17 protein-coding genes are annotated in these 25295 nt (G+C 55.5%); 6 read left to right on the top strand and 11 right to left on the bottom strand.

Features of this window, described 5'->3' with window-relative positions; genetic code table 11:
- On the bottom strand, positions 1-774 hold the full coding sequence (pdeH, locus tag GYRE_RS05820; RefSeq protein WP_006817666.1) for a cyclic-guanylate-specific phosphodiesterase: 774 nt from the start codon (positions 772-774) through the stop codon (positions 1-3).
- A 232-nt stretch (positions 775-1006) separates the two neighbouring features.
- Between pdeH and kdgK the strand changes: the two genes are divergently transcribed.
- Positions 1007-1936 carry a 2-dehydro-3-deoxygluconokinase gene (kdgK, locus tag GYRE_RS05815; protein WP_038253737.1) on the top strand — a complete coding sequence of 310 codons (930 nt, stop codon included), beginning with the start codon at positions 1007-1009 and terminating at the stop codon, positions 1934-1936.
- Between the two features lie 41 nt (positions 1937-1977).
- Here kdgK and GYRE_RS05810 read toward each other — a convergent pair whose 3' ends face one another.
- The 9 genes from GYRE_RS05810 to bcsR form a co-directional block, all read right to left on the bottom strand.
- Entirely contained in the window at positions 1978-3471 is a 1494-nt protein-coding gene (locus tag GYRE_RS05810; protein WP_038253735.1) for a M16 family metallopeptidase, read from the bottom strand.
- 221 nt (positions 3472-3692) lie between these two features.
- Positions 3693-4979 (bottom strand): dicarboxylate/amino acid:cation symporter, encoded by a 1287-nt coding sequence (locus GYRE_RS05805; protein WP_006817669.1) that lies wholly within the window; start codon positions 4977-4979, stop codon positions 3693-3695.
- 160 nt (positions 4980-5139) lie between these two features.
- Positions 5140-7143 carry a biofilm formation regulator HmsP gene (gene hmsP, locus GYRE_RS05800; protein WP_038253733.1) on the bottom strand — a complete coding sequence of 668 codons (2004 nt, stop codon included), beginning with the start codon at positions 7141-7143 and terminating at the stop codon, positions 5140-5142.
- Between the two features lie 160 nt (positions 7144-7303).
- A complete protein-coding gene (gene bcsC, locus GYRE_RS05795) occupies positions 7304-10621 on the bottom strand; it encodes a cellulose synthase complex outer membrane protein BcsC (RefSeq protein ID WP_038253730.1) in 3318 nt (1105 codons plus the stop codon).
- Positions 10603-11709, bottom strand: a complete 1107-nt coding sequence (gene bcsZ, locus GYRE_RS05790; protein ID WP_038253727.1) for a cellulose synthase complex periplasmic endoglucanase BcsZ — start codon at positions 11707-11709, stop codon at positions 10603-10605. Before bcsZ ends, bcsC begins: the two co-directional genes overlap by 19 nt.
- Before the next feature lie 6 nt (positions 11710-11715).
- Positions 11716-14034: a cellulose biosynthesis cyclic di-GMP-binding regulatory protein BcsB gene (bcsB, locus tag GYRE_RS05785; RefSeq protein ID WP_006817673.1), complete on the bottom strand. Its 2319-nt coding sequence runs from the start codon at positions 14032-14034 to the stop codon at positions 11716-11718.
- A 10-nt stretch (positions 14035-14044) separates the two neighbouring features.
- Positions 14045-16666, bottom strand: a complete 2622-nt coding sequence (gene bcsA / locus GYRE_RS05780) for a UDP-forming cellulose synthase catalytic subunit (RefSeq protein WP_038253724.1) — start codon at positions 16664-16666, stop codon at positions 14045-14047.
- Positions 16663-17415: a cellulose biosynthesis protein BcsQ gene (gene bcsQ, locus GYRE_RS05775; RefSeq protein ID WP_006817675.1), complete on the bottom strand. Its 753-nt coding sequence runs from the start codon at positions 17413-17415 to the stop codon at positions 16663-16665. The genes bcsA and bcsQ overlap by 4 nt, the downstream gene beginning before the upstream one ends.
- Before the next feature lie 14 nt (positions 17416-17429).
- Positions 17430-17618 carry a cellulose biosynthesis protein BcsR gene (bcsR, locus tag GYRE_RS05770; protein ID WP_006817676.1) on the bottom strand — a complete coding sequence of 63 codons (189 nt, stop codon included), beginning with the start codon at positions 17616-17618 and terminating at the stop codon, positions 17430-17432.
- A gap of 171 nt (positions 17619-17789) precedes the next feature.
- Here bcsR and bcsE point away from each other — a divergent pair, with 171 nt between their 5' ends.
- From bcsE to GYRE_RS05745, 5 genes are all read left to right on the top strand, one after another.
- Positions 17790-19343, top strand: a complete 1554-nt coding sequence (gene bcsE / locus GYRE_RS05765; protein WP_006817677.1) for a cellulose biosynthesis c-di-GMP-binding protein BcsE — start codon at positions 17790-17792, stop codon at positions 19341-19343.
- Positions 19340-19537, top strand: a complete 198-nt coding sequence (gene bcsF, locus GYRE_RS05760) for a cellulose biosynthesis protein BcsF (protein ID WP_006817678.1) — start codon at positions 19340-19342, stop codon at positions 19535-19537. The genes bcsE and bcsF overlap by 4 nt, the downstream gene beginning before the upstream one ends.
- Positions 19530-21206, top strand: a complete 1677-nt coding sequence (bcsG, locus tag GYRE_RS05755; protein WP_038253722.1) for a cellulose biosynthesis protein BcsG — start codon at positions 19530-19532, stop codon at positions 21204-21206. Before bcsF ends, bcsG begins: the two co-directional genes overlap by 8 nt.
- 151 nt (positions 21207-21357) lie before the next feature.
- On the top strand, positions 21358-22554 hold the full coding sequence (megL, locus tag GYRE_RS05750; RefSeq protein ID WP_006817680.1) for a methionine gamma-lyase: 1197 nt from the start codon (positions 21358-21360) through the stop codon (positions 22552-22554).
- A gap of 122 nt (positions 22555-22676) precedes the next feature.
- Positions 22677-23975: an aromatic amino acid transport family protein gene (locus GYRE_RS05745; protein ID WP_006817681.1), complete on the top strand. Its 1299-nt coding sequence runs from the start codon at positions 22677-22679 to the stop codon at positions 23973-23975.
- 36 nt (positions 23976-24011) lie between these two features.
- Here the strand turns inward: GYRE_RS05745 and GYRE_RS05740 are convergent, their stop codons facing one another.
- The gene (locus GYRE_RS05740; RefSeq protein WP_038253720.1) at positions 24012-25202 is read right to left on the bottom strand and encodes a sigma-54 interaction domain-containing protein; all 1191 of its coding nucleotides are present in this window, start codon (positions 25200-25202) and stop codon (positions 24012-24014) included.
- Between the last annotated feature and the right edge of the window lie 93 nt (positions 25203-25295).

The raw sequence follows: 25295 nt of genomic DNA, 5'->3' as shown, positions 1-25295 counted from the left end.
TCAGTCTAAATTAAGCATAACGTTCTCAAGCGAAGCCATTGGCACCGGGCGTGAAAGGAAATAGCCCTGTGCGGCAAATGCCGGGGAGTTCTGCACGTCGCGCCACTCTTCCAGCGTCTCTACGCCTTCAACAATCACGCCCTGGCAATAGCGATTCATCAGCTGCAACAGCAGGGTGAAAAGATTGCGCCCTTCCGGTGTTTTGCGCAGCATGATGAACAGGTCACGAGCCACTTTGATGTAGTCGTAGCGCACTTCGCTCAGCGCCGAGAAATTGGCCATCCCGGTGCCGAAATCATCAAGCCACAGCGGGCCAAACTCGCACAGCGAGGCAAAACTGGAATCCTTCGGCAGACGAATGTGCTCTACCAGCTCAAAGCGCAGCCACGGTAGCGATTCAATCATCTGCAGCAGCGCTTTGTCCTGGCGCATCGCCAGCAGGGTTGGGCCATCAACATTTACCGACGCCAGAACCTGATTCGCGGCAAAAAATGCTTTTTTCTCTGCCAGGATCTGCAGTTGCTCTTTCACTACGTCAATGCGCTGCCTGACGGCGACTTCCGCAAAATAACGGTCGGGAGCGACCCGCTGCGTGGGATGCGCGGGATGGGTGACGACGGTCAGTAGCTCGATAGCCATCAGGCGGCCATCGGTTCTGTAAATGGGCTGGTAAGTATAAGCACGCTCACACTCCAGCCAATAGCGGCGCTCCTGCAGGCTTGCAATGCCCGCATCCGGAATGCTTAGCTGCTGGATAACCTGCTTTAACTTCATCTCAGCTGTCCTGTTGCAAGGTGAGAAACTGTCGGAACTTGTCACAGGGTTATCGGCGGGAGAAGTGAGAACTTTATGTTCAACGCCTGGAGATTTCATATTCTGTGGACGAACAATCCCACAGGAACACGCGCCAGCTCAAAAAAATATTGGAACGATGTTTTAATATAGTTGACCATGCAAAACCCACAGCGCAAACTAGCGCTCATTATCCAGATTCAGGTTCGCGACTATGTCTAAAAAAATTGCCGTGATCGGCGAATGTATGATTGAGCTGTCTGAGAAAGGTGCAGACGTCAGCCGTGGTTTCGGCGGCGACACGCTGAACACCGCCGTCTATATCGCCCGTCAGGTCGACGCTGCCGCGCTGACCGTGGATTACGTTACGGCGCTGGGTACTGACAGCTTCAGTCAGCAGATGCTCGACGCCTGGCGTGAAGAGCACGTCGGTACCGCACTGGTGCAGCGAATGGATAACCGCCTGCCGGGTCTGTACTACATCGAAACGGACGATACCGGCGAGCGTACCTTCTCCTACTGGCGTAATGAAGCCGCGGCAAAATTCTGGCTGGAGAGCGCCCAGTCTGCGGCCATCTGCGAAGAGCTGGCGACGTTTGATTATCTGTACTTAAGCGGCATCAGCCTTGCCATTTTAAGCCCTGCGAGTCGTGAAAAGCTGCTGTCGCTGCTGTGCGAGTGCCGCGCTAACGGCGGTAAAGTTATCTTCGATAACAACTACCGCCCTCGCCTGTGGGCAAGCCGCGAGGAGACCCGTCAGGTTTATCAGCAAATGCTTGAATGTACCGACATCGCCTTCCTGACGCTGGATGACGAAGACGCCCTGTGGGGTGAAAAACCAGTAGCAGAAGTCATTGCCCGAACTCATGCCGCAGGCGTTGGCGAAGTTGTGGTAAAACGCGGGGCAGACTCCTGCCTGGTGGCGATTGCCGGTGAAGATATTATCGACGTTGCGGCCGTGAAGCTGCCGAAAGAGAGCGTTGTGGATACCACTGCCGCCGGGGATTCCTTCAGCGCGGGTTATCTCGCCGTTCGCCTGACCGGTGGCGATGCCGCCGCCGCCGCTAAACGCGGGCACCTGACCGCCAGCACGGTGATTCAGTATCGCGGGGCCATCATCCCTCGCGAGGCGATGCCGGAATAACGCCTCTCCCCGACGGGGAGAGGGTTTGCACTATCTGGAACTTACTGGGCGGTGGATGGAATATCCGTCGCCTCGTGAGGATCCTCAGTAACCGCTGGTGCAGCTGTGGCCGCGGCCGGTGTCATCAGCTGCTCCCAGGTCGCCTGCAGGTCTTTCATGTTGTACTCCGGCTCGCCTTTCGGCTGCAACAGTACCAGTCCCATATCCTGCGACAGCTGCTGGCGCAGATCCTGATTCAGCATATCCACCGTCAGCGTGCTTAAGAACTCCTGACGCAGTTTCTGATACTGTTCTGGCGCGATATCCACAACCTGATTTTGCAGCGCACGCATCCGCTGGCCCATCAGGATATCGGTATCGGTACGCGCGTAGGTCGCGAACAGCTTCTGCAGCTCAAGGCTCTTTTGTCCAATCAGCGCGTTAAACTCTTCTTCCGGCAGACCATTGTCACGCACCTTCGCCAGTTCACGGGCGATAGTAGTCAGGCTGGCGTTGAGCTTGTCGTTCGGCGAATCAACGTTAATGGAGCACTGGGCACGCTGGTACAGCACCCGGCAGTCGAAGCCAAGGCCGATATCTTTGGTGTTGTTTTTGTTGAGGTACTGCTGAACATGCCAGTACAGCGCTTCACGCGCGAGGTCGGCACGCCAGTAGCGCTGCATGGCTGCAGAGTCGCGGATGGGCTGCCACGGGCTGTCCCACATGATAGAGAGTCTGTCCTGGCGCACCGCGTCGGTCATGATGCTGACCGGCTTCGCCGGCAGCGGTGACAGCGTTGGCACCGGCATCGGCGTTTCACGTTTGCCTTTCAGCTCGCCAAAGATCTTGTTGATTTGTTCAATCACCGAACGGCTTTCCACGTTCCCGACGATAATCAGGGTCATTGCGTCCGGGGTGTACCATTTATCGTAGAACGCCTTCAGTTGCTGAATATCTACAGGCTCTTTCATCGCCTCTGCCGGATCGTGTCCGAGCATCGTGGAGCCCTTCAGGCGATAACGCCACCAGCCCTCTTTAGCATTCACCGGCCAGGTCGCCACCATGTCTTCGGCGTGCAGCGCTTTATTGACCGATTCCTGGGTGATGTTCAGCTTACCGCTCGCATCGGCAAGCCAGGTCAGCGATTCTTTCAGCAGATCGTTGCGGCTGTTCGGCAGGCTGAGGCTAAAAAGAGAGTAATCATAAGAGACGATGGCTGGCGGCATCGGACGCGACGGGTCAATGCCCTGCTGCCACAGCGAGCGCGCCTGCATGGTTTCTAAGCTGCCGCTTTGCGTCAGCGCCAGACGGGGAATGAAGTGGCTGTAGCCGCTCTGTTGTGCGCTCTCGGCCAGCGATCCGACGTTAATATTCAAACGAACTTCTACGCGGTCGCTCGGGCGCTGCGGGGTTGCCAGCATCTGCCAGCGTAACCCATTCGCCAGTGTTCCCTGTTGCCAGGCTGGATCCGGCTGGAGCGCTTCCGCCTGCACATAACCGGCCGACGCCATGATAAGCAAACCGCCAGCTAAGAGTCGAATTTTCGTGCCCTGCATGTGAACCCCTGATGAACTATCCTGAATACAAAGGCCATCCGCCGCGGCGGACAGCCTAAAAAATGAGTTAAATACGTCGGTTAGACCGTAAAAAAGACGAAACGTCACACGTCAGCGTAAATAATTCATCCATTATACCCTAAATAATTCGAGTTGCAGGAAGGCGGCAAGCGAGTAGGCCCGCAGTCCATCAAAGGAGACTACGGGCATAAGTGGCGGGATTAAGAAGAAATTTGTTGTGAATCGCTGTCTGAGACACGTCTGTTAAGCGTGTCATCCAGCTTTTTGTGGTCCAGCTCTTTCACCCACTTGGCGACGACCACGGTGGCCACGCCGTTACCGACCAGGTTGGTCAGCGCACGCGCTTCGGACATGAAGCGGTCGATCCCGAGGATAAGCGCGAGGCCAGCCACCGGCAGATGGCCTACCGCAGAAATGGTTGCCGCCAGCACGATGAAGCCGCTACCGGTAACCCCTGCCGCCCCTTTGGAAGAGAGCAACAACACCACCAGCAGCGTTATTTGATGGAAGATATCCATATGGCTGTTAGTGGCCTGGGCGATAAACACCGCCGCCATCGTCAGGTAAATCGAGGTTCCGTCGAGGTTAAACGAGTAACCGGTGGGAATAACCAGCCCAACCACCGATTTACGACAGCCCAGTTTCTCCATCTTATCGAGCATACGCGGCAGCGCAGACTCCGACGACGAGGTACCGAGCACGATCAGCAGTTCTTCTCTGATGTAGCGGATAAACTTGAAGATGCTAAAGCCGGTTGCGCGCGCGATAGAGCCCAGCACCACCACCACAAACAGAATACAGGTGATATAGAAGCAGATGATGAGCTGACCAAGCTGCACCAGGGTGCCAACGCCGTATTTACCGATGGTAAACGCCATGGCCCCGAAAGCGCCAATAGGCGCCAGACGCATGATCATATTGATGATGCCGAAGATGACCTGCGAGAAGCTTTCAATGACGTTGAAAATCAGCTGACCTTTGTTGCCAAGGCGGTGCAGCGCGAAGCCAAACATCACCGCAAACAGCAGCACCTGCAGAATGTTGCCGCTGGCAAAGGCGCCAATCACGCTGCCTGGGATAATATCCATCAGGAAGCCAACAATCCCCTGATCTTTCGCCTGTTCAGCGTAGATAGCGACGGCTTTGGCATCGAGGGTTGCCGGGTCAACGTTCATTCCGGCGCCCGGTTGTACCACGTTGACGATAATCAGACCGATGATCAGTGCAATCGTACTGACCACCTCGAAATAGAGCAGCGCCACCGCACCGGTACGACCGACCGCTTTCATGCTTTCCATGCCAGCGATACCGGTCACCACCGTACAGAAGATAACCGGGGCGATAACCATTTTGATGAGCTTAACGAAGGCATCGCCAAGCGGTTTCATTTGTGCGCCTAACTCAGGGTAGTAGTGACCAAGCAAGATACCGATTGCAATGGCTGTCAGGACCTGGAAGTACAGGCTTTTAAACAGAGAGGCTTTCATAGGGTGTCCTTTGAATAAAACCACAGGCTATGTAAGGTTTTGTTGCGCCTGCGGCTTTAAAATAACACCCAAGAAACATAACAGAAATATATCCAGTAACATCTGCAACAGAAATGTTAAAATATTTGAGCTGAACCGCGACAGCAGTGTCCAGCGCGTATCATTTTACATTCTTCGTATCCGCAGAAAGATAATCCTGTTCAAAAACATCTGGCGGCACAGCGCGGGCGAAGAGGAATCCCTGCACCGCACCTACCCCGGCATTCTTCAGCCAGCGGTACTGCGCTTCGTTCTCAACGCCTTCTGCGACAATCTCAAGCTCAAGCGTTTGCGCCAGATGAATGATAGCCGAGACCATGCTGCTGTCTTCCGGCAGCGTGTCGATAAACAGCTTGTCGATTTTGAGGATATCGACCGGCAGCGATTTCATGTGTTGCAGCTGGAGCAGCCCGGCATAACCCATCCCAAAATCATCGAGCGCCACCTGTACTCCGGCGTCGCGCAGCGGGCGCAGGATCTCCACCGCGGCTTTCGGATCGTCGATGCGTCGGCTTTCCGTCACTTCAAGCACCAGCGTACCCGGCGCAATACGATAGCGCTCAAGCAGCATCAGCAGGTCCGGGACCATGTTGTGGTGCAGCAGCTGTAGCGCCGACAGATTAACCGAAAGCGGCATCATCACACCCCGGCTTTGCCACGCCGATAGCAGACGGCAGGACTCTTCCAGCACCCAGTAGCCCACCGTTACCATCAGCCCGCAGGACTCGATACGCTCGATGAGATCGGCCGGCAGCTCCCACTCACCGTCCTGCTGCTTCTGACGCAGCAGCACTTCGGCGCTGCACACTTTATCCGTGGCGGTATCCACCTGCGGCTGCAGCCAGATAGCGAAATTGTGGTTTTCAAGCGCGGAGATGAGGTCACTTTCTTCGCTCAGGCGGCGCTGAGCAGCAATCATCTGCTCCGGTTCGAAGAACTCTATCTTGTTTTTGCCTTTGCGACGGGCGGTGAAGGCCGCGGAGATAGCCCGGCGATAGAGCTGTTCCGCCGTGACTTCGCCATGGAACATGGCAATGCCGATACTGGCAGTTGGACGTAGCTGAATGCCCTGCAGCGGCAATCGCTCATTAATGATAGTGAGTACTTGCTGACCTAATGTCACCGCGTGCCACGGCTCTTTCACACCGTGAGCGAGAATGGCGAAGTCGTAGCCGCTGACCTGGCTTAACACCATGCGCGGCGGAATAACCGACTTCAGTTTTTCCACCAGCGTCAGTAACAAGATTTCGCGCTGTGCCTCTTTGAGCACGCCAGCGGTATCCTGCAGGGTTTCACAGGCCACAATCATCAGCGCCGTGGTCTGGTTTCTGGCGACGGTCTGCTCAAGCAGCGCCAGCAGGAAGGCCTTATTCGGCAGCTCGGAGACCGGGAAACGCGTGGAGAGGTTGTTCATCTCTTCATGCTGACGCACCAGCCCCTGCTGGTTACGGTTATAGCTGCGCACCAGCATGCCAATCTCATCATCATGGTGCAGGTTCGGCAGCGCCAGCTGGTGCCCAAGGCGGGCATCAGCCGGCACATCGTCCAGTTCGCGGGCGATGCTGCGCAGCGGGCGCACCACCAGCCGATTGATACACCAGGTGATTGCCACACTCAGCATGAGCGACAAAAGTAAGTAAGCGGTCACTAACGTAGAGATGGCGCTCATTACAAAGCGATACATCTGCCACGAGTCTGCCTGAAGGACCAGATATGCCAGCGGCTGCGGGTTGGCCGGACGTCCAAGGGCGTAAAGCGGGAGCGAAATCTGTACCGGCAGCTCAAATACGCGAGCAACCATCATTGGCACCGGACGCTCGGGGATAAAGCCCATCCGCAGCGCCTGGAACTGATTGGGCAACACCACGTCGGCGCGGCTCACTATCCCGGCAGGCTGAATACGTTTAAGGATGCTCTCTGCTTCGGGAATATCACCTTTAAGAATGGCGGCCGAAAGCGGTTCACGCACCGAGCGTGCGACGGTTTCCAGATGCGTCGCCGTGTAGTAACGGTTCTGTTGCACGAAGTGGAAAAGCAGAATGGAGCAAAAAATAAACGTAAAAACCATAACAACGGCGGATACCATTGCCATCTGCTTGATTGTCAGAGAACGACTAACGCGCAAAAGAACTCTCCACTGGGACGAACGTAGAAACAAGATGCCGGAAAGAAATCAGAAGATAGCGACGTTCCGGTAACTGAATGTTACCAGAACGTCGGCTGATTATACTCGATTGAGCAGAGATACCGATGGGAAAAACCCCAGAAATACGGACTATTCCGGATTACCAGTCCGCGTACGGAACCAGCGGCCGCGGCGGCATGTCCATATCCCCCTGCCAGCCGGCTGCAGAATAACGCACGTAAAGCAGCGCATGGCTTGGGGTATAATCCTTCGCCTGCTGAATATCCACCGCCGCACCGATAAACCAGTTAGAGGTGACACGACGTTCAATCAGCGCGCGGGCGGTATAACCAAAGCCATTACTTGAGCTGCCGTCGTTGGTCTGGCTTGCCGCATCGGCCTGCCAGTCGCTGGGTATCAGGTTAAGCAGCGGGTAACGCGGCATCGTTTTGGTCCGTGAGTGCGACCACGAGCCGGAAGCCCCCAGTTCCCAGGACCAGTTTTCCGTACGCTCGCGCCACAGAACGGGCACCGCAAAAGAGACATACTCCTGCGGGCTGTAGTAGCCGCCCTGGCCAAGGGTATAACCACTCAGGTCTTTGTCGTAGTGCCAGAGCATGTTGTTAAGGCCGATGGTCACGCGGCGGTTATTTTCGTTGATGACCTTGTAGTAGTAGCCCGCCATCCAGCGCACACGCCAGTTATCCTCGACGTTCTTACCGGTCAGCGTATCGGCGCCCAGGTTCGCCCAGACCCCGTTCGCATCGCCTTTGTCGTAGCTCATGCTGACCAGCCCACCGGTAGCGCGCACGCCGCCCCAGGTGGTGCCGGTATGGCCGTTGCTGTCGTTGTCTTTCTGCCCGCCGAACGCCAGCAACGAGCTGGTGATAGGACGACGGTGGACGTTGAGGGTATAACCGAACGGCCCGAGATCGTTGCTATAGCTAAGGCCACCCACCACATCGACAACGTCGAAACCGATAGGCGTGGTCCCGATGTCCATATCCCAGGTTGCGTTACGCCAGCCTACCGCCACGCTTGCGCCGTTGCTCGACTGCGAGCGGCTACCGCTACAACCGTCCTTACCGAGGGTGCAGGTTCCCCAGTTCGGATCGTAGGTGCCATCGCCGTTGGTGGAGAAGTTCCCGGCATTCATGTTGACGAAATCGGAGCGGAAGAACATACGCCCATCCGCCAGCGGCGCATCTGCCTGCAGCATGGTGGTGTGCGCTTTCAAATCCGAATACCCGCCGGTACCGCTGGAGCCCCAGTAATCGTGCTCCAGCGTCACGTTCACATCCTGCTGACGGTAGAGATCCCCGGCATCGCTGCGCAGTCCACGCTTCAGCCAGTCGTCGTTAACATCGTTGCGGGTCAGACGCGTAAAGGTGTCGTTATCCTGCGGCCGCGTGGTGGTAATGCCCGAAGACACCATCGCGTCTTTGTAGCTTTCCAGCGCCTGCTGCGGGTTGCCGTTAGCGGCCTGAACGCGTGCGGCGTCACGCAGCACCAGCGCGCTGTCCATCGACGGCGGCTGGGATTTCGCTTTCGGGATAATGTTACTGAAAATCTGTTCGGCGCTGGCGGTATCCCCGAGCGCTGACTGCGCCAGCGCCATGCGGCGCTGCGTATTCAGCGAGGTATCACTTTTGATCGGCGGCAGTTTAGCCAGCTGTTCACGGGCGCTGGCTTTATCACCGGCGGCGATATACACCTCAGCCAGCCCCAGACGCGCGTCGGCGTTGTCCGGCTCTTTAGCCAGCACCGCGTTGTACTGATCGATTGCGGTTTGCGTATCACCACGCTGTTGCGCCCAGTCTGCCAAGGTTGAATCAATGCGCGTGGACGGCGGCTGTTGCTTCAGTAGCGCGATGGCCTGCGCCTCCTGGCCACTATCACGCAGACGGTTCGCCGTTTCCATGACCTGATTGGTTTGCAGGCGCTCGGAAAGCTCGCGAATATTGTCGTTCCACTGATTTTTCGGTAGCGCATTAAGGTGGGCCAACGCGGCCTGATCCTGATCGTTACCAGAGAAGTACAGCGCCCAGGCATAAACCTGATCCGGATCGTTTGGCTTCTGCTGCGCCAGATTACGCATCAACGCGTCAGCTTCGCTGCGTTTGCCCGCGCTGGATAAATCTTTCGCCAGACGATAGGTGACCCAGACGCTGCCCGGATCCAGCGCCAGCCGCTGGCGTTGGATTTCGGCGGCCTGTGCCCATTTCCCCTGGTTCTCAAGCGCTTCAGCCTGCTGCGACAGCCGATCGTTCGTCAGGCTACGCTCGATATCATCAATGCTCTTACGCTGACGAGGCGTGAGGCTGTTAATGTACGCGGTCGCCTTTTCCGGCGACTGGGCGCGATAGATATTGGCCAGCCCGCGCACGGCGCCGCTGTTGCTGCTGTCGAGGCGCAGCGTTTGCTGGTAATAGCGCTCCGCCGCTGCGGTATCTTTCCGCGCCATGGCTACATCGCCCAGGCCCTGCACGGCATAACCGTTAGTGCCGTCAACGCGACGCGCCTGCTGATAAATACTCTCGGCCTGGTTGAGATCGCCCGCTTTCAGCGCGGCATCTCCCTTACGAATAAGCGGCCAGTAAATCTGCCAGGTCTGCGGTTTACTCTCTTCGGCCGCGGCGGCTTTCGCCTGCTGGTCGGCCTTCACGCGGAAATTAGGATCGGCAAGCTGCTTTTGCTGGTCTGCCAGCTGGGATTTCGCGGTCGCGGCGATATCCCCCGTGCTAAATACACCGAGGAAGCGCTGCAACGCCTGCACGCTGCCGCTGCTAACCGGCATATTCTTGATTTGATCGTACCAGATGTCCGCTGCCGTATTGCGTCCGGCGTTAGACTTCGCCATCTGCTCCAGCACCGCGTAAGCTTCATCACGTTTACCGTCGGCCAGCAGAGTTTTGGCAAGCGTCGTCTGCAACTGCACGTTGCCCGGCATGCGCTGGTTCAGGGTTTTAAGGGCGTTTACCGCTTCACCATGGCGTGCCGGAATACGCGACACGACGCTCCAGTATTCCACGGCCAGGTCACCGTCCGGCGGTGCACCTTTGAAAATTTTATCGTATGCCGCGACGCCCTCCGGTACGTGACCGGTACTGCTCAGCAAACGCGCCTGCTGCAACGCCTGACGCCCTTCCGGGGTGGAGAGCTCCATTTCGCTGCGCGAGGCGCGATAGGCATTTGAGCTGGGTGCCAGCTGCGACAGACGGTCGAGCTGTTTCTGTGCGCCCGCGGTATCCCCCTGACGCATCAGGTAGCGCATGCGCGCGGCAACGACTTCCGGGTTATTCGGGTCAATCAGCTCCAGGCGGTACAGCGACTGGCGGACCAGGTCTTCCCGATGACTGGCCTCCCCCAGACGAACCTGCTCCAGCAGCTGTTGCTGCGGCGAGGTCTCCGCCGAGGCTATCGGCATCAACGAGATGCCAAGCGATAAACTCAGTAAACTTAATGTGAACTTGCGCATTCCTGGCCCCAGTCAGGTAGTAATTCACCGCGAGCGGTGAAACGAAAACGGTGCTGATCCCATCCCTGGCCGAATAAGGTTAAAACGAAACTGTAATAGGCGTCAGTGCCGGGGAAGTTATCGGCGACGCGCTGGCGCTGAAGCGCCTGGGCATCGCGTTCTTGTAAAAAGGGTAGTAGAGCAGAGGAAAAACCGACCGGGCCAATGCCGGTCACTTTACCGGTGGCGATATCCACTTTTTCCGGCGGTACACCTGCTTTACGCGTTTCTGCCGCCATGGGTGCAAAGCGCTTCAGCAGCCGCGCTTTTTGCGGGTCGCTATCGTGGAGCATGCCAGCCCACAGATAGACGCGGATGGCATCGTAGCTGCCCACCAGCGGTTTTTCTGGCTTCAGCTGCCAGCCTTTGTTCTTCTCATAACGCACCCAGTCCGGTGAAAAACCCTTCGGTGCGGTTTCTAATAACAGACGCAGGTTAGACTGTTGCACCGCGCGCCATGGTCCTCCGCCATGGGCAAAATAGCTGGCGATCTGCGGTGGCAGATAGCTTGGATTCAGGCGCCAGCCTTTGTCATCGGCAAAACCGATTTTTCCCGGCAGCAGCGTGGAGCCAAGGCCAGGGATGGTCACGACTTCTTCTTTGGCAATCCGCGACAGCAGCCCCTTCCCGGCCTCACTGTACCGCGGCTCCTTCCAGAGTCTTCCCGCTTCCATTAGCGTCCAGGCTATCCAGATATCAGCGTCAGACGCGGAGTTAGGGTCGATTACGGTCCACTGGTCGCCCCCTTTTTGCCCCCACAGCCAGGCAGGCAGATGGGTGCGCAGGTCGCCCTGCGCAAGGTTGTTTTGCGTCCAGTCAAACAGCGAAGAGAAGGTTGAACGATCATTCGCCACCAGGGCGAAAAACAGCGCATAGCTCTGGCCTTCAGAGGTGGTAATTTTCCGCGCGTCGCTCGGGTCGATAATCCGCCCGCCGTCGCTGAGGTAGTCCTTTTTGAACTGATCCCAGGCAGGCCAGGTACAGGCGGCCTGCACCTGTACCGTGACCATCATCGCCAGCATCAGCACAATCCCACGCACGGCGTTCATCTTCAGTTACTCGTCATGCGGGTCAAGGCGACGACGGCTGATGATGCGCAGCAGACGCCACAGCACCCACGCCAGCAACACTACGCTTACCGCCGCCAGGATCGCGAGCAGAACAGGATGGTTAGAGAGCGCAAACCAGACGCGCTCGAACCATGGCAGGTGACCGACGTAGTAAACATCCCCCACGCGCAGGCTGTTCACGCCCGACTCACGAATGACCGACACCGAACCGAAGATGGCAGAGCGTTTACCGGTATCGCTCATCGCCTGATTAAGCAGCTCGTAGCCACGCGGGCTGTCTGCCAGCAGCGCGACCACGCTACGCTGATCGTTATACGGAGATTCAAAGCCGACAATCGCCGCCATCGCGCCGTTTGAGGTTACGCTGGTCTGAACGTCTGGCTGGCGGGAGTTTTCATCCATTACCACCGACGCCAGCGAGTTATGACGCAGCGGCGTCTTCACCCAGCTCTTCGTGGCGTCAACCAGCAAATCGATGCGTTTGTCGTCTTTCAGCTTGTCCGGGATCGCCCCAATCAGCAGGAGATCGGCGTCCTTATTCTGAATCTGTGCAGGATCGTCGGTGATCGTAACGTTAACCGCCGGGAAGCCGGTCTGCGCCCCAATGGTACCTACGGTATCCAGCAGCGTGCTGATCTGGCTTTCATTCGGGGTCTTCGGCATCACCACCATCGAATCGGAGAGATCCGCCATTCGGCTATACGGGAAGCCCGCATTGGCAAATGCGCGCAAATCAGGCATTGCCAGGAAGTGATAGTAGTTGGAGAAATCGATGGTGGAATCATCATCGATAACCACGTGGTTCAACACCGGCTGGAAGGTAATGCAGTTCTCAATGGTCCCGCCAGGCATCGGGTTCATATACTGGAAATTAAAGCGCAGCTGGTTCATTGCACCGAGGCGCAGCGCCGGGATGGTCACGGCACCTTTACCATCCAGCAGCCCCTGCAGCACCGGCAGGCGCAACAGCAACTTGTTAGCTTCCTGAGTACTGTTCAGGTTAAACGACTGCAGGAACTGATCGTTGAGGCTGATATCCATCCGCGAGCTGTCTTTCACCGGCGGCATGGTGTAACGGTAGTTGAGGTTCATATCAATACCGTTGCTACGCATCAGATACAGATCTGGCGGCAAATTCAGCGCCAGCGAAATCGCGGCCGGATCGATACCGGTCGACTGCAGCTGCTGGTCATACGTTTTCAGTTCACCAAAGGTAACCGGGCTGTCGGTACGCACCCAGTTCGGCGCATCGTAAGGTTTACGCGCCAGCAGCGGTTTAACGTCATCAACCGTGACGCTGTTGCCACGGAACAGAATGTTACCCTGAGCAATCCCTTTCGCCGCCATCAGCAGGTCTTTATCGTCACGACCAAACACCACCAGCAGCTTCACGTACGGGTTATCCGGATGACTCATCATCTCGACCGTCGGCGCTTTCACCTCCGGGTGATCGCGCAGGAAGTCCGGACGTTTGTCATTGGTGGCAAAAACAATGGCGTTTTTATCCGGCAGCTGGTTATACAGCACCGGGAAGGTCTGCCCACGCCAGGCAGCACGGGAGCCAAACCATGAGGCCACAATCCCCGCCGCCTGCTGCTGCACGATATCCGGCGAACCGGCAAACACCATCGGCAGATTCAGCGCGCGGTTATCACGTGGGTCGAAGAACGGTACCGGGAAGTGCGAGAGGTCGTTTTGAACCTCCAGTCCCTGCACGGTCAAATTCAGCGAGCTGTTGCGTCCGACATCCAGCCACAGCGTGGAGCTGGACGGGTTTTCACACACATCACGGTAATGGCCGACAAATTCCAGGCGGACGCGGTTAAGATCGGTGATGTACAGCGGATCTACCGGCAACTGAGCACTGACTTTTTTACCCAGCTGTTCTTTGGTGACCGGCAGAACGCCCATCAGCTCGTCGTTAAGATAGACCTTCAACTGAGACTGTACCGGCAACAGCGCTGGCGATGGGGTGTAATCGAGATTCAGCAGCGCCTTCGTGACCACTTCGTCACTCCGGGTGCCGAACTCAATCGCACCGTCCGGGTTTGAGCCACGCAGCACCATGCTGCCAGGCGCGGGCGCAATCTGGGCAAAGGTCAGCTTCACCTCACGCGACGGGCTGTTTTCCAGCACCACGGCTGGTGCAGCGGTGGCGGTGCCAGGATCCGGGCTCACCGGTTCGGCTGGCTGAGTAAGCGCAACAGCGGTAGCGCCCGTTTCAGGCTCCGCATTTGTGGTAAATGGGACAAAACTGCTCATCCCCACGGCCACTGCATACATCCAGGAAAGTTTTCTTTTCATCGCGTAATCATCATTGTTGAGCCATAGCCGGTTCCGGTTGACGTTCTGTCACGCCTCGCTCAGGGCGGCGTGGAATAAACGACACTATCCATGCAACCAGTGAAGTCAGTGACCGGAAAATATATTTAACTGACGGGGGTGAAAACTCCGCAAGATGGCGATATCCGCGGAACCCGAGTTTCAGGATGTCGAGCAGACTTTCCAGCGGTTTGTCCTCCGGGAAGCTGTCCTGCCAAAGCGCCCATGTGTCAGCACGAGCAAAGGTGCACTGCACAAAATCGATATGCTGTTTGTTGGTCATCGGCAGCAGTTTCAGACCCACTTCGCTACCAATCACGCGAACCACCTGCGTCGGGAAGACATACTCCTGCTGACCACGCTTAAGCAGCAGTTGCACCTTTTGTCCTTCCAGCACCCGGGCATCGCCATTGATGCGAACGCCAAGACCGCCGTCAGAGAAGTCATGTACGGTACAGGAGAAGAGATGACCATCCTCACGGGCAAGCGCCGCGGGCATCGACATCTCAACACGGTGCGAGCGACGAACCTGTTTGCTCTCCACCGATACCGCCACCGCGCCACCGAGGATAATCAGGTTGTAGAACACCCACAGCAGGCTCACCCACACGGTCAATACTTCGTGCTGCGGCCCGTAGAAGTAGCGCCAGATACCAAACGCCACGCCCAGCAAGTTCAACAATACCAGGTAGATGTACGGACGCGAGATAACCCAGTCGACGTACTCTTCTTCCACCAGCCCGCCCTTCGCGGTGACGTTGAACTTACCTTTGTGCGGGTTAATCAGCGCCACCAACGTCGGCGGGGCGATATACCACGCGAGCACGGTTTCGTAGATCTCACTCCAGAACGAGTGGCGATATTTCCCCTGAATCTTCGAGTTAGTCAGGCTGGCGTGCACCATGTGCGGCAGGACGAACAGCGCAATCATGATAGCCGGGGCATAAATGATATAGGCGTGCAGCAGCAGGAACGCCAGCGGTGCGGTCAGGAAGATGAGCCGCGGGATCCCGGACAGGAAGTGGAACATGGCGTTGAGGTAGCAAAGCCGCTGTGGCAGTTTCAGCCCTTTACCAAATAGCGGGTTATCAAGGCGGAATATCTGCACCATGCCTCGCGCCCAACGGATACGCTGGCCGATGTGCGCCGACAGACTCTCGGTTGCCAGCCCTGCCGCCTGTGGAATACGCATGTAGGCAGAGGTGTACCCCAGGCGGTGCAGCCGCAGCGACGTGTGCGCATCTTCGGTCACGGTTTCCACGGCAATGCCGCCAATCTGATCCAGGGGTTCACGACGGATAACCGCACAGGAGCCGCAGAAGAAGGTGGCATCCCACATGTCGTTACCGTCCTGCACCAGCCCGTAGAACAGTGTGCCTTCGTTAGGCGTTTTACGAAAACGCCCGAGGTTACGTTCAAACGGGTCAGGTGAGAAGAAGTGATGCGGCGTCTGCATCATCGCCAGTTTCGGGTCTTTCAGGAACCAGCCCATGGTCATTTGCAGGAATGAACGCGTCGGCACGTGGTCGCAGTCGAAGATGGCGACAAACTCCCCTTTCGCCTGCTTCAGTGCATTATTGATGTTACCGGCTTTAGCGTGTTCATGGCTGGTTCGGGCGACGTAATGCACGCCCAGATTTCTGGCAAACTGACGAAACTCTTCGCGCCCGCCATCATCAAGGATCCAGATATTGAGCTTATCTTTCGGCCAGTCGATGCCCATCGAGGCGTAAATCGTATTGCGCACAACGCTGAGGTCTTCGTTGTAGGTCGGCACAAAAATATCGACGGTCGGCCACGTTGAAGTGTCCTTCGGCAGCGGTACCGGCTGGCGGTTGAGCGGCCAGACAATCTGGAAATAGCCCAGCACCAGCACAATCCACGCATAGGTTTCTGCAAACAGCAGCACCAGACCGCACACCAGGCTCACCGGGTCGTTCCAGTTGAGCGTCGAGGTATAACGCCACCAGATATAGCGACAGGAAACGGTCAGCGACAGCACGATAAGCATCAGCGCCGAGAAGCGCCCTGGGATCCTTCTCACCAGCAGCGCCACGCCCCAGAGCAGAATGAGGAAAATGAACTGCGACAACGGGTTAAAGGGTTGGGTAATACAGATAAGCGCCAGGACGAAGGAGAAAAAGACGATAACCCCAAGCACCACTTTACGCAGCCTTGGGTGGATATGACCCAGCTCTTTCTGGTGGTCAAGATGCCCGGTCTGGTCGTTGATTCTTTCCGGCAGGGTATCCAGCCACTCATGATAGCGAGCGCGAAGACGTTTCACGGTCTTCAACGAGCGAAAATTCATCTCTTTACGCGGCTCGCCGGTACCGGTAGTCGCCATCAGCCACAGCGCCTGCAGCAGATAGCGCGCCGGATCGAGCGGGCGCGGACGATGCGGATTAATATGCGGGAAATACTCGCGCTGGTGTTCGCGGATTTTCTGCCAGCGGGGGTGTTCAAGCGGGATAAACGTCCAGGCCATTGCCACCCAAATGCAGGCCAGGGTCGCTCCCATCCAGGACGCACCGTGCTGGCGGTAATCCCGGTAACGCGCGCTCAGCGTCGCCGCCACCGGAGGGGCAAGCAGCAGGGACGAAAGGCGCATCATGCTTCACTCCCGGCGGGTTCGCGCGTTCCGGCGTAATGCAGCAGACACCAGTTCGCCAGGGTGACCATCTCTTCTGCCGCCAGGGAATCGCTGCGATATTCTCCCAACGGCTGTTTGGAAGCCATGCTCTCGGCCATCGCTTCGTCGCGATGAATCGCAATCGGCAGCAGACGGCGCTGGCTTTGCAGCCAGATTTGATACAGGTCGTCCTGCAACTGGCTGGCCAGCCGCAGGTCGTTCAGCAAAATATGGGCATTTGCCGGAAGCGCCTGCTGGTGTAAACGCACATGGCAGTTGGTATCCGGGTTGACGATGGTCATCACGTGATGGCAGGCTTCAAGAAGCGTGCTCACCCAGGGTTCATAACCGTGCGGAAGATCGAGCAAAATCCACTGATAATGCCCCTGCCGGTGCAGTTCCTGGATAAACGTGGCGGCTTGTCTTAGCAGCGGCTCTTTTGCGGCCAGATTAATTTTTTCGTCGTGAGTCAGCTGCCCAAAGGGCAGCAAGTCTATCATCGGGGTATAACGTAATCCGCTGTCCTGCCACGGTTTTCCGTCCAGCAGCGCGCGCATCCAGCCATCCGAGTGCTGGAAGTCAACGTTAAACGACATGCGCAGCATGTTATCTGCACAGGTATCTACAACCAGTACGGTTTCTCCGAGTGATTGTAATGACCAGGCCAGTGCTGCGGTGAGTGACGTGGTTCCGACACCCCCACGAATGCCTTGTAAGCCCAGAATAGCCATCCACAGCTTCCTTCTTATTTTTGCTCGGCTAACTCTGCCAGCAGCGGCCAACGTTTTAATGCTGCGGCAAGTTGGTCGCGCTGGGATATATCGGTGTAGTCAATCTCTGGCAATGAAAAGGCCCGTCGCAGTGCCAGAAAGTCATTCTGAAAAGTATAACCGAGCGTTGGATCCGCCGGTTTAATGGGCTCATCTGTCGACATTTTTTATGATCCTGATCAGACTGGCAGAAAAACACGCGTTCATTTGCTGATATCACTCATAATACATTTACATGCTAATTCTGATGTTCTTTAATTTCAATGTTAGGTTTATTCTCTCGCTTTCGCTAGTAAACTGATTAACAGGCAAATACGAGACAAAAGAGGGACACCGTGGAGCCCATATTTTCTATTGGAATTCAATCGCTGTGGGATGAAGTCCGCCAGATGCCGCTGGGCGGCGTGTGGTGGATTAATGCTGACCGATATCAGGACGCGGTGAGTCTGCTCAACCATACATTATCCACTCAGGATAAGGATGCGAAACTCGCCGCTATCGTGATGGAGAAAAAGCCCACAGAAGTTGTAAAGTTATACGGCGATCGCGGGCCAGAAAAAATAAGGCTATTTTCCATGCCAGAGCATGAAAATGGTCTATACTCGCTCGGCCGCGATTTACTTTGTTCAATTGATCCGGTCAATAATTTATTTATCCTGCTGTGTCGTGAAAACACCTGGCAGAATATTGACGCGAAAAAACTTCGCGCCTGGCTGGCGCAAATTCAGCGCTGGGTGAAATACCACCACTGTTCAATGCTTATTCTTAACCCTGGTAATAGTACCGATAATCAACTATCGCTGTTACTCAGTGAGTATCGGTCTTTATCCGGACTTGCCAGCCTGCGCTATCAGGGCGACAGTCATCTTTTCGATATTGCTTTTTGGTGTAATGACAAAGGCGTCAGCGCCCGTCAGCAGCTTACGGTAATAGAAAAAGAAGACGGATGGCATCTGGCAGAAGAAGAAGAGACCTTCGTTCAGCCACGCAGCGATGAAAAGAGTGTGCTCTGTAACCTCGCGGTGCTCGAAGGCGCTCCTCCGCTCTCTGAATACTGGACGCTGTATGACACCAACGATGCGGTCTTTAACGCCGCGCGCACCGCTCAGGCCGCCACGATTATTTTCGCGGTGACCCAGAACGCGCAGATAGAGCAGCTCGCGACCTACATTCATACCCTGCGTCGCCAGCGTGGCAGCGCGCTGAAAATTATTGTCCGTGAGACGCTCGCCAGCCTGCGCGCCACCGATGAACGGCTTTTGCTGAGCTGTGGTGCCAACATCGTTATCCCCTGGAACGCCCCGCTCTCCCGCTGTCTGACGCTGATTGAAAGCGTGCAGCGTCAGCAGTTTAGCCGCCATGTGCCAGAAGATATCGGAACGCTGCTGACGATGACGCAGCCGCTGAAGCTGCGTGGTTACCAGAAATGGGATGTGTTCTGCGAAGCGGTCCACAACATGATGACCAACCCGCTGCTGCCCGCTGATGGCCGTGGCGTGATGGTAGCGCTGCGCCCGGCTCCGGGGTTGCGCGTGGAGCAAGCGCTCACGCTGTGTCGCCCCAACCGTACCGGTGATATTGTGACCATCGGGGATAACCGCCTCGTCCTGTTCCTCTCTTTCTGCCGCATTAACGATATGGACACCGCCCTGAACCACATCTTCCCGTTACCGACCGGCGATATATTCTCCAACCGAATGGTTTGGTTTGAAGATAAGCAGATAACCTCAGAGATCTTGCAGATGCGTGTCGTCACGCCAGAGCGCTGGACAACCCCGTTACCGCTAACTACCGGGCGCAGCAATGTTATCAACGTCGAGCATGACGGTCGAAGCTGGCGACGCATACCCGAGCCCCATAGCCTCAACGCAGGGGAGCACTCATCATGATGTCGATTAGCGATATTATTCAGCTAGTGATCCTCTGCGCGCTGATTTTCTTCCCATTGGGATACATCGCGCGCCACTTCTTTGGTCGCATTGAAACTGCGTTACGGTTGATTTTCTTCAGACCGCGTTACGTAAAACCAGCAGGCATCCTGCGCCGAACCCCGACCGTCAAGGCAACGCAAAAAGATGACTAAACCAATTAAAACCGCCACAGCGCCATCTCCACTCTGGCAATACTGGCGTGGTCTTTCCGGGTGGAACTTCTACTTTCTGGTGAAGTTTGGCCTGCTTTGGGCCGGGTATCTCAATTTCCACGCCATGCAGAACCTTGTCTTCATGGCCTTTCTGCTGGTGCCGCTGCCAAATATCAAACTGCATAAACTGCGTAACTGGATAGCCATTCCCATCGGTTTCGCCCTGTTCTGGCATGATACCTGGCTGCCGGGTCCTGAAAGCATCATGAGCCAGGGGTCGCAGATTGCCGGTTTCAGCGCCGACTACGTCTGGGACCTGGTCACTCGCTTTATTAACTGGCAGATGGTCGGCGCATTCTTCGTCCTGCTGGTCGCCTGGCTATTTTTATCGCAGTGGATCCGGGTTACGGTGTTTGTGGTGGCGATTATGGTCTGGCTTAACCTGCTGACGATAACCGGCCCGGTCTTCTCCCTGTGGCCTGCCGGTCAGCCAACCTCGACGGTAACCACCACCGGAGGATCTGCCGCCGCGACTGTGGCCACCGCCGGAGATAATCCGGTCGTCGGTGATATCCCGGCGCAGACTGCACCGCCAACCTCCGCCAACCTCAACGCGTGGCTGGCAAGCTTCTATGCGGCGGAAGATAAACGCAAAACCACCTTCCCTGCGGCCCTGCCGGAAGATGCGCAGCCGTTCGAACTACTGGTCATCAACATCTGTTCTCTGTCATGGTCAGATATTGAAGCCGCAGGTCTGATGCAGCATCCGCTATGGGCACACTTCGACATCCTGTTCAAAAACTTCAACTCCGCGACCTCCTACAGCGGCCCGGCAGCTATTCGTCTGCTACGCGCCAGCTGCGGTCAGCAGTCGCACGTCAATCTGTATCAGCCGGGCGGGAACCAGTGCTACCTGTTCGATAACCTGGCGAAGCTGGGCTTTACCGAACAGCTGATGCTGGGTCATGACGGCAAGTTTGGTGACTTCCTGAAAGAAGTGCGTAATCAGGGCGGCATGCAGGCACCGCTGATGGATCAGAAAGGGCTGCCGGTCAGCCTGCTGGGCTTCGACGGCTCGCCGGTGTATGACGATCTGGCCAACCTCAACCGCTGGCTGGATAAAGAGAAACAGGAAAACGGACGCACCGCGACCTTCTTTAACACTCTCCCGCTGCACGACGGCAACCACTTCCCGGGTCAGAGTAAAACCGCGGATTACAAAGCGCGTGCGCAGAAGATGTTTGACGAGCTGGATCAGTTCTTTACCGAGCTTGAGAAGTCAGGTCGTAAAGTGATGGTGGTGGTCGTACCTGAGCACGGCGGCGCGCTGAAGGGCGACAAAATGCAGGTCTCTGGTCTGCGTGACATCCCAAGCCCGGCGATTACCAACGTCCCGGCGGCGGTGAAATTCTTCGGTATGAAAGCACCGCATCAGGGTCCGGCGATTGAAATCACCAAGCCAAGCAGCTACCTGGCGATTTCCGAGCTGGTTGCCCGCGCGGTAGACGGCAAAATGTTTACCGAGGACAGCGTCAACTGGCAGCAGTACACCAGCAATCTGCCACAAACGGCACCGGTGTCCGAGAACTCAAACGCGATTGTTATTGAGTACCAGGGCAAACCCTACGTTCGACTGAACGGCGGCGACTGGGTACCGTACCCGCAATAATTCCACGTCCTGTCCTGGAAAGAAAGTTGCCAGCTGGCAACTTTCTTTCCAGCCTCTTCACACTAACATATTGATATTAAACATCTCCTTTTCTGGCACAGCGCTTGCTATTACAGCCTGAGCTGTTTTGTTTCGAATCTAAGGAGATATCATGACTGATTGTCGTCGTTACGGATTTAACACCCAGATCGTTCACGCAGGCCAGCAACCGGACCCTTCCACGGGCGCGCTCAGCACGCCGATTTTCCAGACCTCTACCTTCGTCTTTGACAGCGCTGAACAGGGTGCTGCTCGCTTCGCACTCGAAGAAGAGGGCTATATTTACACGCGCCTTGGCAACCCCACCACCGACGCGCTGGAAAAGAAACTCGCCACGCTTGAGTGCGGTGAAGCGGCGCTCGCGACAGCGTCGGGGATCTCGGCCATCACCACTACCCTGCTGACGCTATGCCAGCAGGGAGATCACATCGTCTCTGCCAGCGCCATCTATGGCTGCACTCACGCCTTTTTGTCACACAGCATGCCGAAATTTGGTATTAACGTGAGCTTCGTTGATGCCTCAGATCCTGAACAGATAAGGGAAGCTATTCGCCCGGAAACCAGGGTGGTGTACATCGAAACCCCGGCAAACCCGACGCTTTCGCTGGTTGATATTGAAACCGCCGCCGGGATAGCCCATCAACGCGGCGCGCTGCTCGTGGTGGATAACACCTTTATGTCGCCTTACTGCCAGCAGCCGTTGCGTCAGGGAGCAGACATCGTGGTACACAGCGTCACCAAATACATCAACGGGCATGGCGATGTCATTGGCGGCGTGATTGTTGGCAAGCAGGAATTTATCAATCAGGCACGCTTCGTCGGACTCAAGGACATTACCGGCGGCTGCATGAGCCCATTCAACGCCTGGCTGACGCTGCGCGGAGTGAAAACGCTGGGCGTGAGGATGGAACGCCACTGCGAAAACGCGCTCAAAATTGCCCGTTTTCTTGAGCAGCATCCGGCAATTACCCGGGTCTATTATCCAGGGCTGCCGTCGCACCCGCAGTATGAGCTGGGACGCCGCCAGATGAGCCTGCCGGGTGGGATAATCAGCTTCGAAATTGCCGGTGGGATGGAGGCTGGCAGACGGATGATCAATTCTGTAGAATTGTGCCTCCTCGCGGTCAGTCTCGGTGATACCGAAACCCTCATTCAGCATCCTGCGTCAATGACGCATTCGCCTGTTGCGCCAGAGGAGCGGCTAAAAGCAGGTATTACCGATGGACTTATCCGCCTTTCAGTGGGTCTTGAAGATCCCGAAGATATTATTAACGACCTTGAGAACGCCATCAAAAAGGCGACATTCTGACCACGCCATCGTGAACTGACGACTGTGGGTTCACGATGTGAATTATCAAGGCACAACGGCCTGGCTATACGCCTCATCCTGCGACATTCGCAGGATGGCGCGTATTTTGGGCAGGGGGCTTTATGCAGGACAACACATTACAATTACGCAACAATGAAGTAACCGCCGCCGCATTTTCAACAAAATTACCTTTTACCCGCTATGACTTTGGCTGGGTGCTGCTGTGTATTGGCATGGCGATTGGTGCCGGCACGGTGCTGATGCCAGTACAAATCGGTCTGAAAGGGATTTGGGTATTTATAACTGCCTTTATTATCGCCTATCCCGCGACCTATATTGTGCAGGACATTTATTTAAAAACATTATCAAAAAGCGAAACCTGCAACGATTACACCGATATAATCAGCCATTATTTAGGAAAAAACTGGGGAGTATTCCTTGGCGTTATTTATTTCCTGATGATTATTCACGGAATATTTATATATTCATTATCAGTGGTTTTCGACAGCGCCTCTTATATCAAAACATTCGGCCTGACGGACATGGATTTGTCGCAGTCGGTTATTTATAAAATCGCTATTTTTTCAGTACTGGTGGCTATCGCCTCTGGCGGAGAGAAACTGCTGTTCAAAATCTCCGGCCCGATGGTGGTAGTGAAAGTGGCCATCATTCTGGTATTTGGCTTTGCGATGATCCCCCACTGGAATTTCAGCAACATCACCGCGTTTCCGGCAGCTCCCGCTTTCTTCCGCGATGTTCTGCTCACTATCCCGTTCTGCTTCTTCTCAGCGGTCTTTATTCAGGTGCTGAACCCGATGAATATTGCGTATCGCAAGCGAGAAGCAGACCAGGTCACCGCTACCCGTATGGCGATTCGCACCCACCGTATTAGCTACATCACGTTAATTGCGATCATTTTGTTTTTCTCGTTCTCGTTCACGTTCTCCATTAGCCATGAAGAAGCGGTGTCGGCATTTGAGCAAAACATCTCGGCGCTGGCGCTGGCAGCGCAGGTCATTCCTGGGCAGATTATCCACATCACCTCTACGGTGCTGAATATCTTTGCCGTCCTGACCGCATTCTTCGGTATTTATCTGGGTTTCCATGAAGCGATTAAAGGCATTGTCCTGAACCTGCTGGGACGCGTGGTAGACGCCGATAAAATTAACCCATTGGTGCTGGCACTGGGTATTTGTGTGTTTATCGTGATTACCCTGGTGATCTGGGTGTCGTTCCGGGTTTCTGTGTTGGTATTTTTCCAGTTGGGTAGCCCGCTGTACGGTATTGTGGCCTGTATTATTCCGTTCTTTCTTATCTATAAAGTCACACAGCTTGAGAACCTGCGCGGGGTGAAAACCTGGCTTATCCTGCTATACGGTATTCTGTTATGCCTGTCACCATTGCTGAAGCTGATTGAGTAAATGCCAATGCCGTCAGCGCTCGCGTGCTGGCGGCATTCAGACGCTTTCCAGTTGATAACTCCGGATTTTATTCAGTACCGTCGTATGCGATACCCCCAGTGCCCTGGCGATGCGTCGTGAAGAAGCATTCTCTTCAACCATCTGTTCAATCAGCCTGCGCTCCTCATGTTCAACCTGCGCTTTAAATGGTCGATCGGCCGCGAGTTCTCCCGCAGGCGCCATTCCCAAATCCTCAAGCATCACAACTTCTGACTCAGCCATCAGCATCAGGCGAATAATGGTGTTCTCCAGTTCTCTGACATTTCCCGGCCACGGATGGGCGTGCAAAGATTCAAAACAGGCTTTATCCAGAATAAATCTCCGCTGAAACTCCTTTGAATATTTCTGCACAAAGTAGCGCATCAGCAGCGTGATATCCTGCGGTCGTTCACGCAGAGGTGGAATCGTCAGCGACAGTACGTTAACCCGGTAATAGAGGTCGGCGCGAAGCTGGCGATTCTCGACCATCTCTTCAAGGCAGGCGTTTGTCGCCACAATAATACGGGTATTAACTGGAATAATTTTCGTCCCCCCCACCCGGCGAATACCGCCATCCTGCAGCACTCGCAGGAGTTTCGCCTGTAAATTTAGCGGCATTTCACCAAACTCATCGAGAAATAGCGTGCCCTGATCCGCCGTCTCGAAAAGCCCTTTTTTGCCATGACTATCGGCACCGCTGAAAGCGCCTTTTTCATAACCAAAAAGCTCACTTTCCATCAACGTTTCCGGTAATGCTGAACAGTTAAGAGGAATAAAAGGCGAATAGCGTCGTTTCCCGGCATTATGAATCGCGCGGGCCAGAAGTTCTTTGCCGGTTCCGGTTTCACCGCGAATCAGCACCGTATATTTGCTGTCAGCAACTTTCACCGCCTGGGAGATGACGAGTTGCATCTCTGGGCTACAGCTGACAATGTCCGAGAAATCGCGCGGGCGAGTGGATTCTGGCGATGAGAAATGAACAAAATCTTCTGAATAATAAGCAATGTTAATGATATCGCAGTGCTGATTTAAACGCGTCAACACGCGAAAAATATCCTGCCGTTCGCGTAGCCATGATTTTATCAGGATCCTTCCTGGCGCGACTTTCATCGAAATAATATTAATATCGCAGCAGGAAAAGTCCTTGAGGACATCCTCAACCATAGACAGGCGATCGATTGTTGTTATATCCCAGCGTATCGTGACCACGTTTTCTCCATTGCACCCGGCAAATGAAAGGTAAGCGATTTTCTGTGACGTTAAGTTACCCGGCAAAAAGTGGGCCACTGCATTCTACCGTTT

The organism is Yokenella regensburgei ATCC 49455, assembly GCF_000735455.1.
Taxonomy (GTDB): Bacteria; Pseudomonadota; Gammaproteobacteria; order Enterobacterales; family Enterobacteriaceae; genus Yokenella; species Yokenella regensburgei.
Note: the sequence above shows the minus strand (reverse complement) of the source record. Positions and strands in the feature narration are given on the sequence as shown.

Coding starts and splice junctions, on each gene's coding strand:
- bcsQ (WP_006817675.1), bottom strand. CDS start 17,415: ATGGCTATTCTGGGCTTACAAGGCATTCGTGGGGGTGTCGGAACCACG.
- GYRE_RS05745 (WP_006817681.1), top strand. CDS start 22,677: ATGCAGGACAACACATTACAATTACGCAACAATGAAGTAACCGCCGCC.
- bcsZ (WP_038253727.1), bottom strand. CDS start 11,709: ATGAACGCCGTGCGTGGGATTGTGCTGATGCTGGCGATGATGGTCACG.
- bcsA (WP_038253724.1), bottom strand. CDS start 16,666: ATGATGCGCCTTTCGTCCCTGCTGCTTGCCCCTCCGGTGGCGGCGACG.
- bcsC (WP_038253730.1), bottom strand. CDS start 10,621: ATGCGCAAGTTCACATTAAGTTTACTGAGTTTATCGCTTGGCATCTCG.
- bcsB (WP_006817673.1), bottom strand. CDS start 14,034: ATGAAAAGAAAACTTTCCTGGATGTATGCAGTGGCCGTGGGGATGAGC.
- GYRE_RS05810 (WP_038253735.1), bottom strand. CDS start 3,471: ATGCAGGGCACGAAAATTCGACTCTTAGCTGGCGGTTTGCTTATCATG.
- bcsF (WP_006817678.1), top strand. CDS start 19,340: ATGATGTCGATTAGCGATATTATTCAGCTAGTGATCCTCTGCGCGCTG.
- bcsR (WP_006817676.1), bottom strand. CDS start 17,618: ATGTCGACAGATGAGCCCATTAAACCGGCGGATCCAACGCTCGGTTAT.
- pdeH (WP_006817666.1), bottom strand. CDS start 774: ATGAAGTTAAAGCAGGTTATCCAGCAGCTAAGCATTCCGGATGCGGGC.
- megL (WP_006817680.1), top strand. CDS start 21,358: ATGACTGATTGTCGTCGTTACGGATTTAACACCCAGATCGTTCACGCA.
- GYRE_RS05805 (WP_006817669.1), bottom strand. CDS start 4,979: ATGAAAGCCTCTCTGTTTAAAAGCCTGTACTTCCAGGTCCTGACAGCC.
- bcsG (WP_038253722.1), top strand. CDS start 19,530: ATGACTAAACCAATTAAAACCGCCACAGCGCCATCTCCACTCTGGCAA.
- kdgK (WP_038253737.1), top strand. CDS start 1,007: ATGTCTAAAAAAATTGCCGTGATCGGCGAATGTATGATTGAGCTGTCT.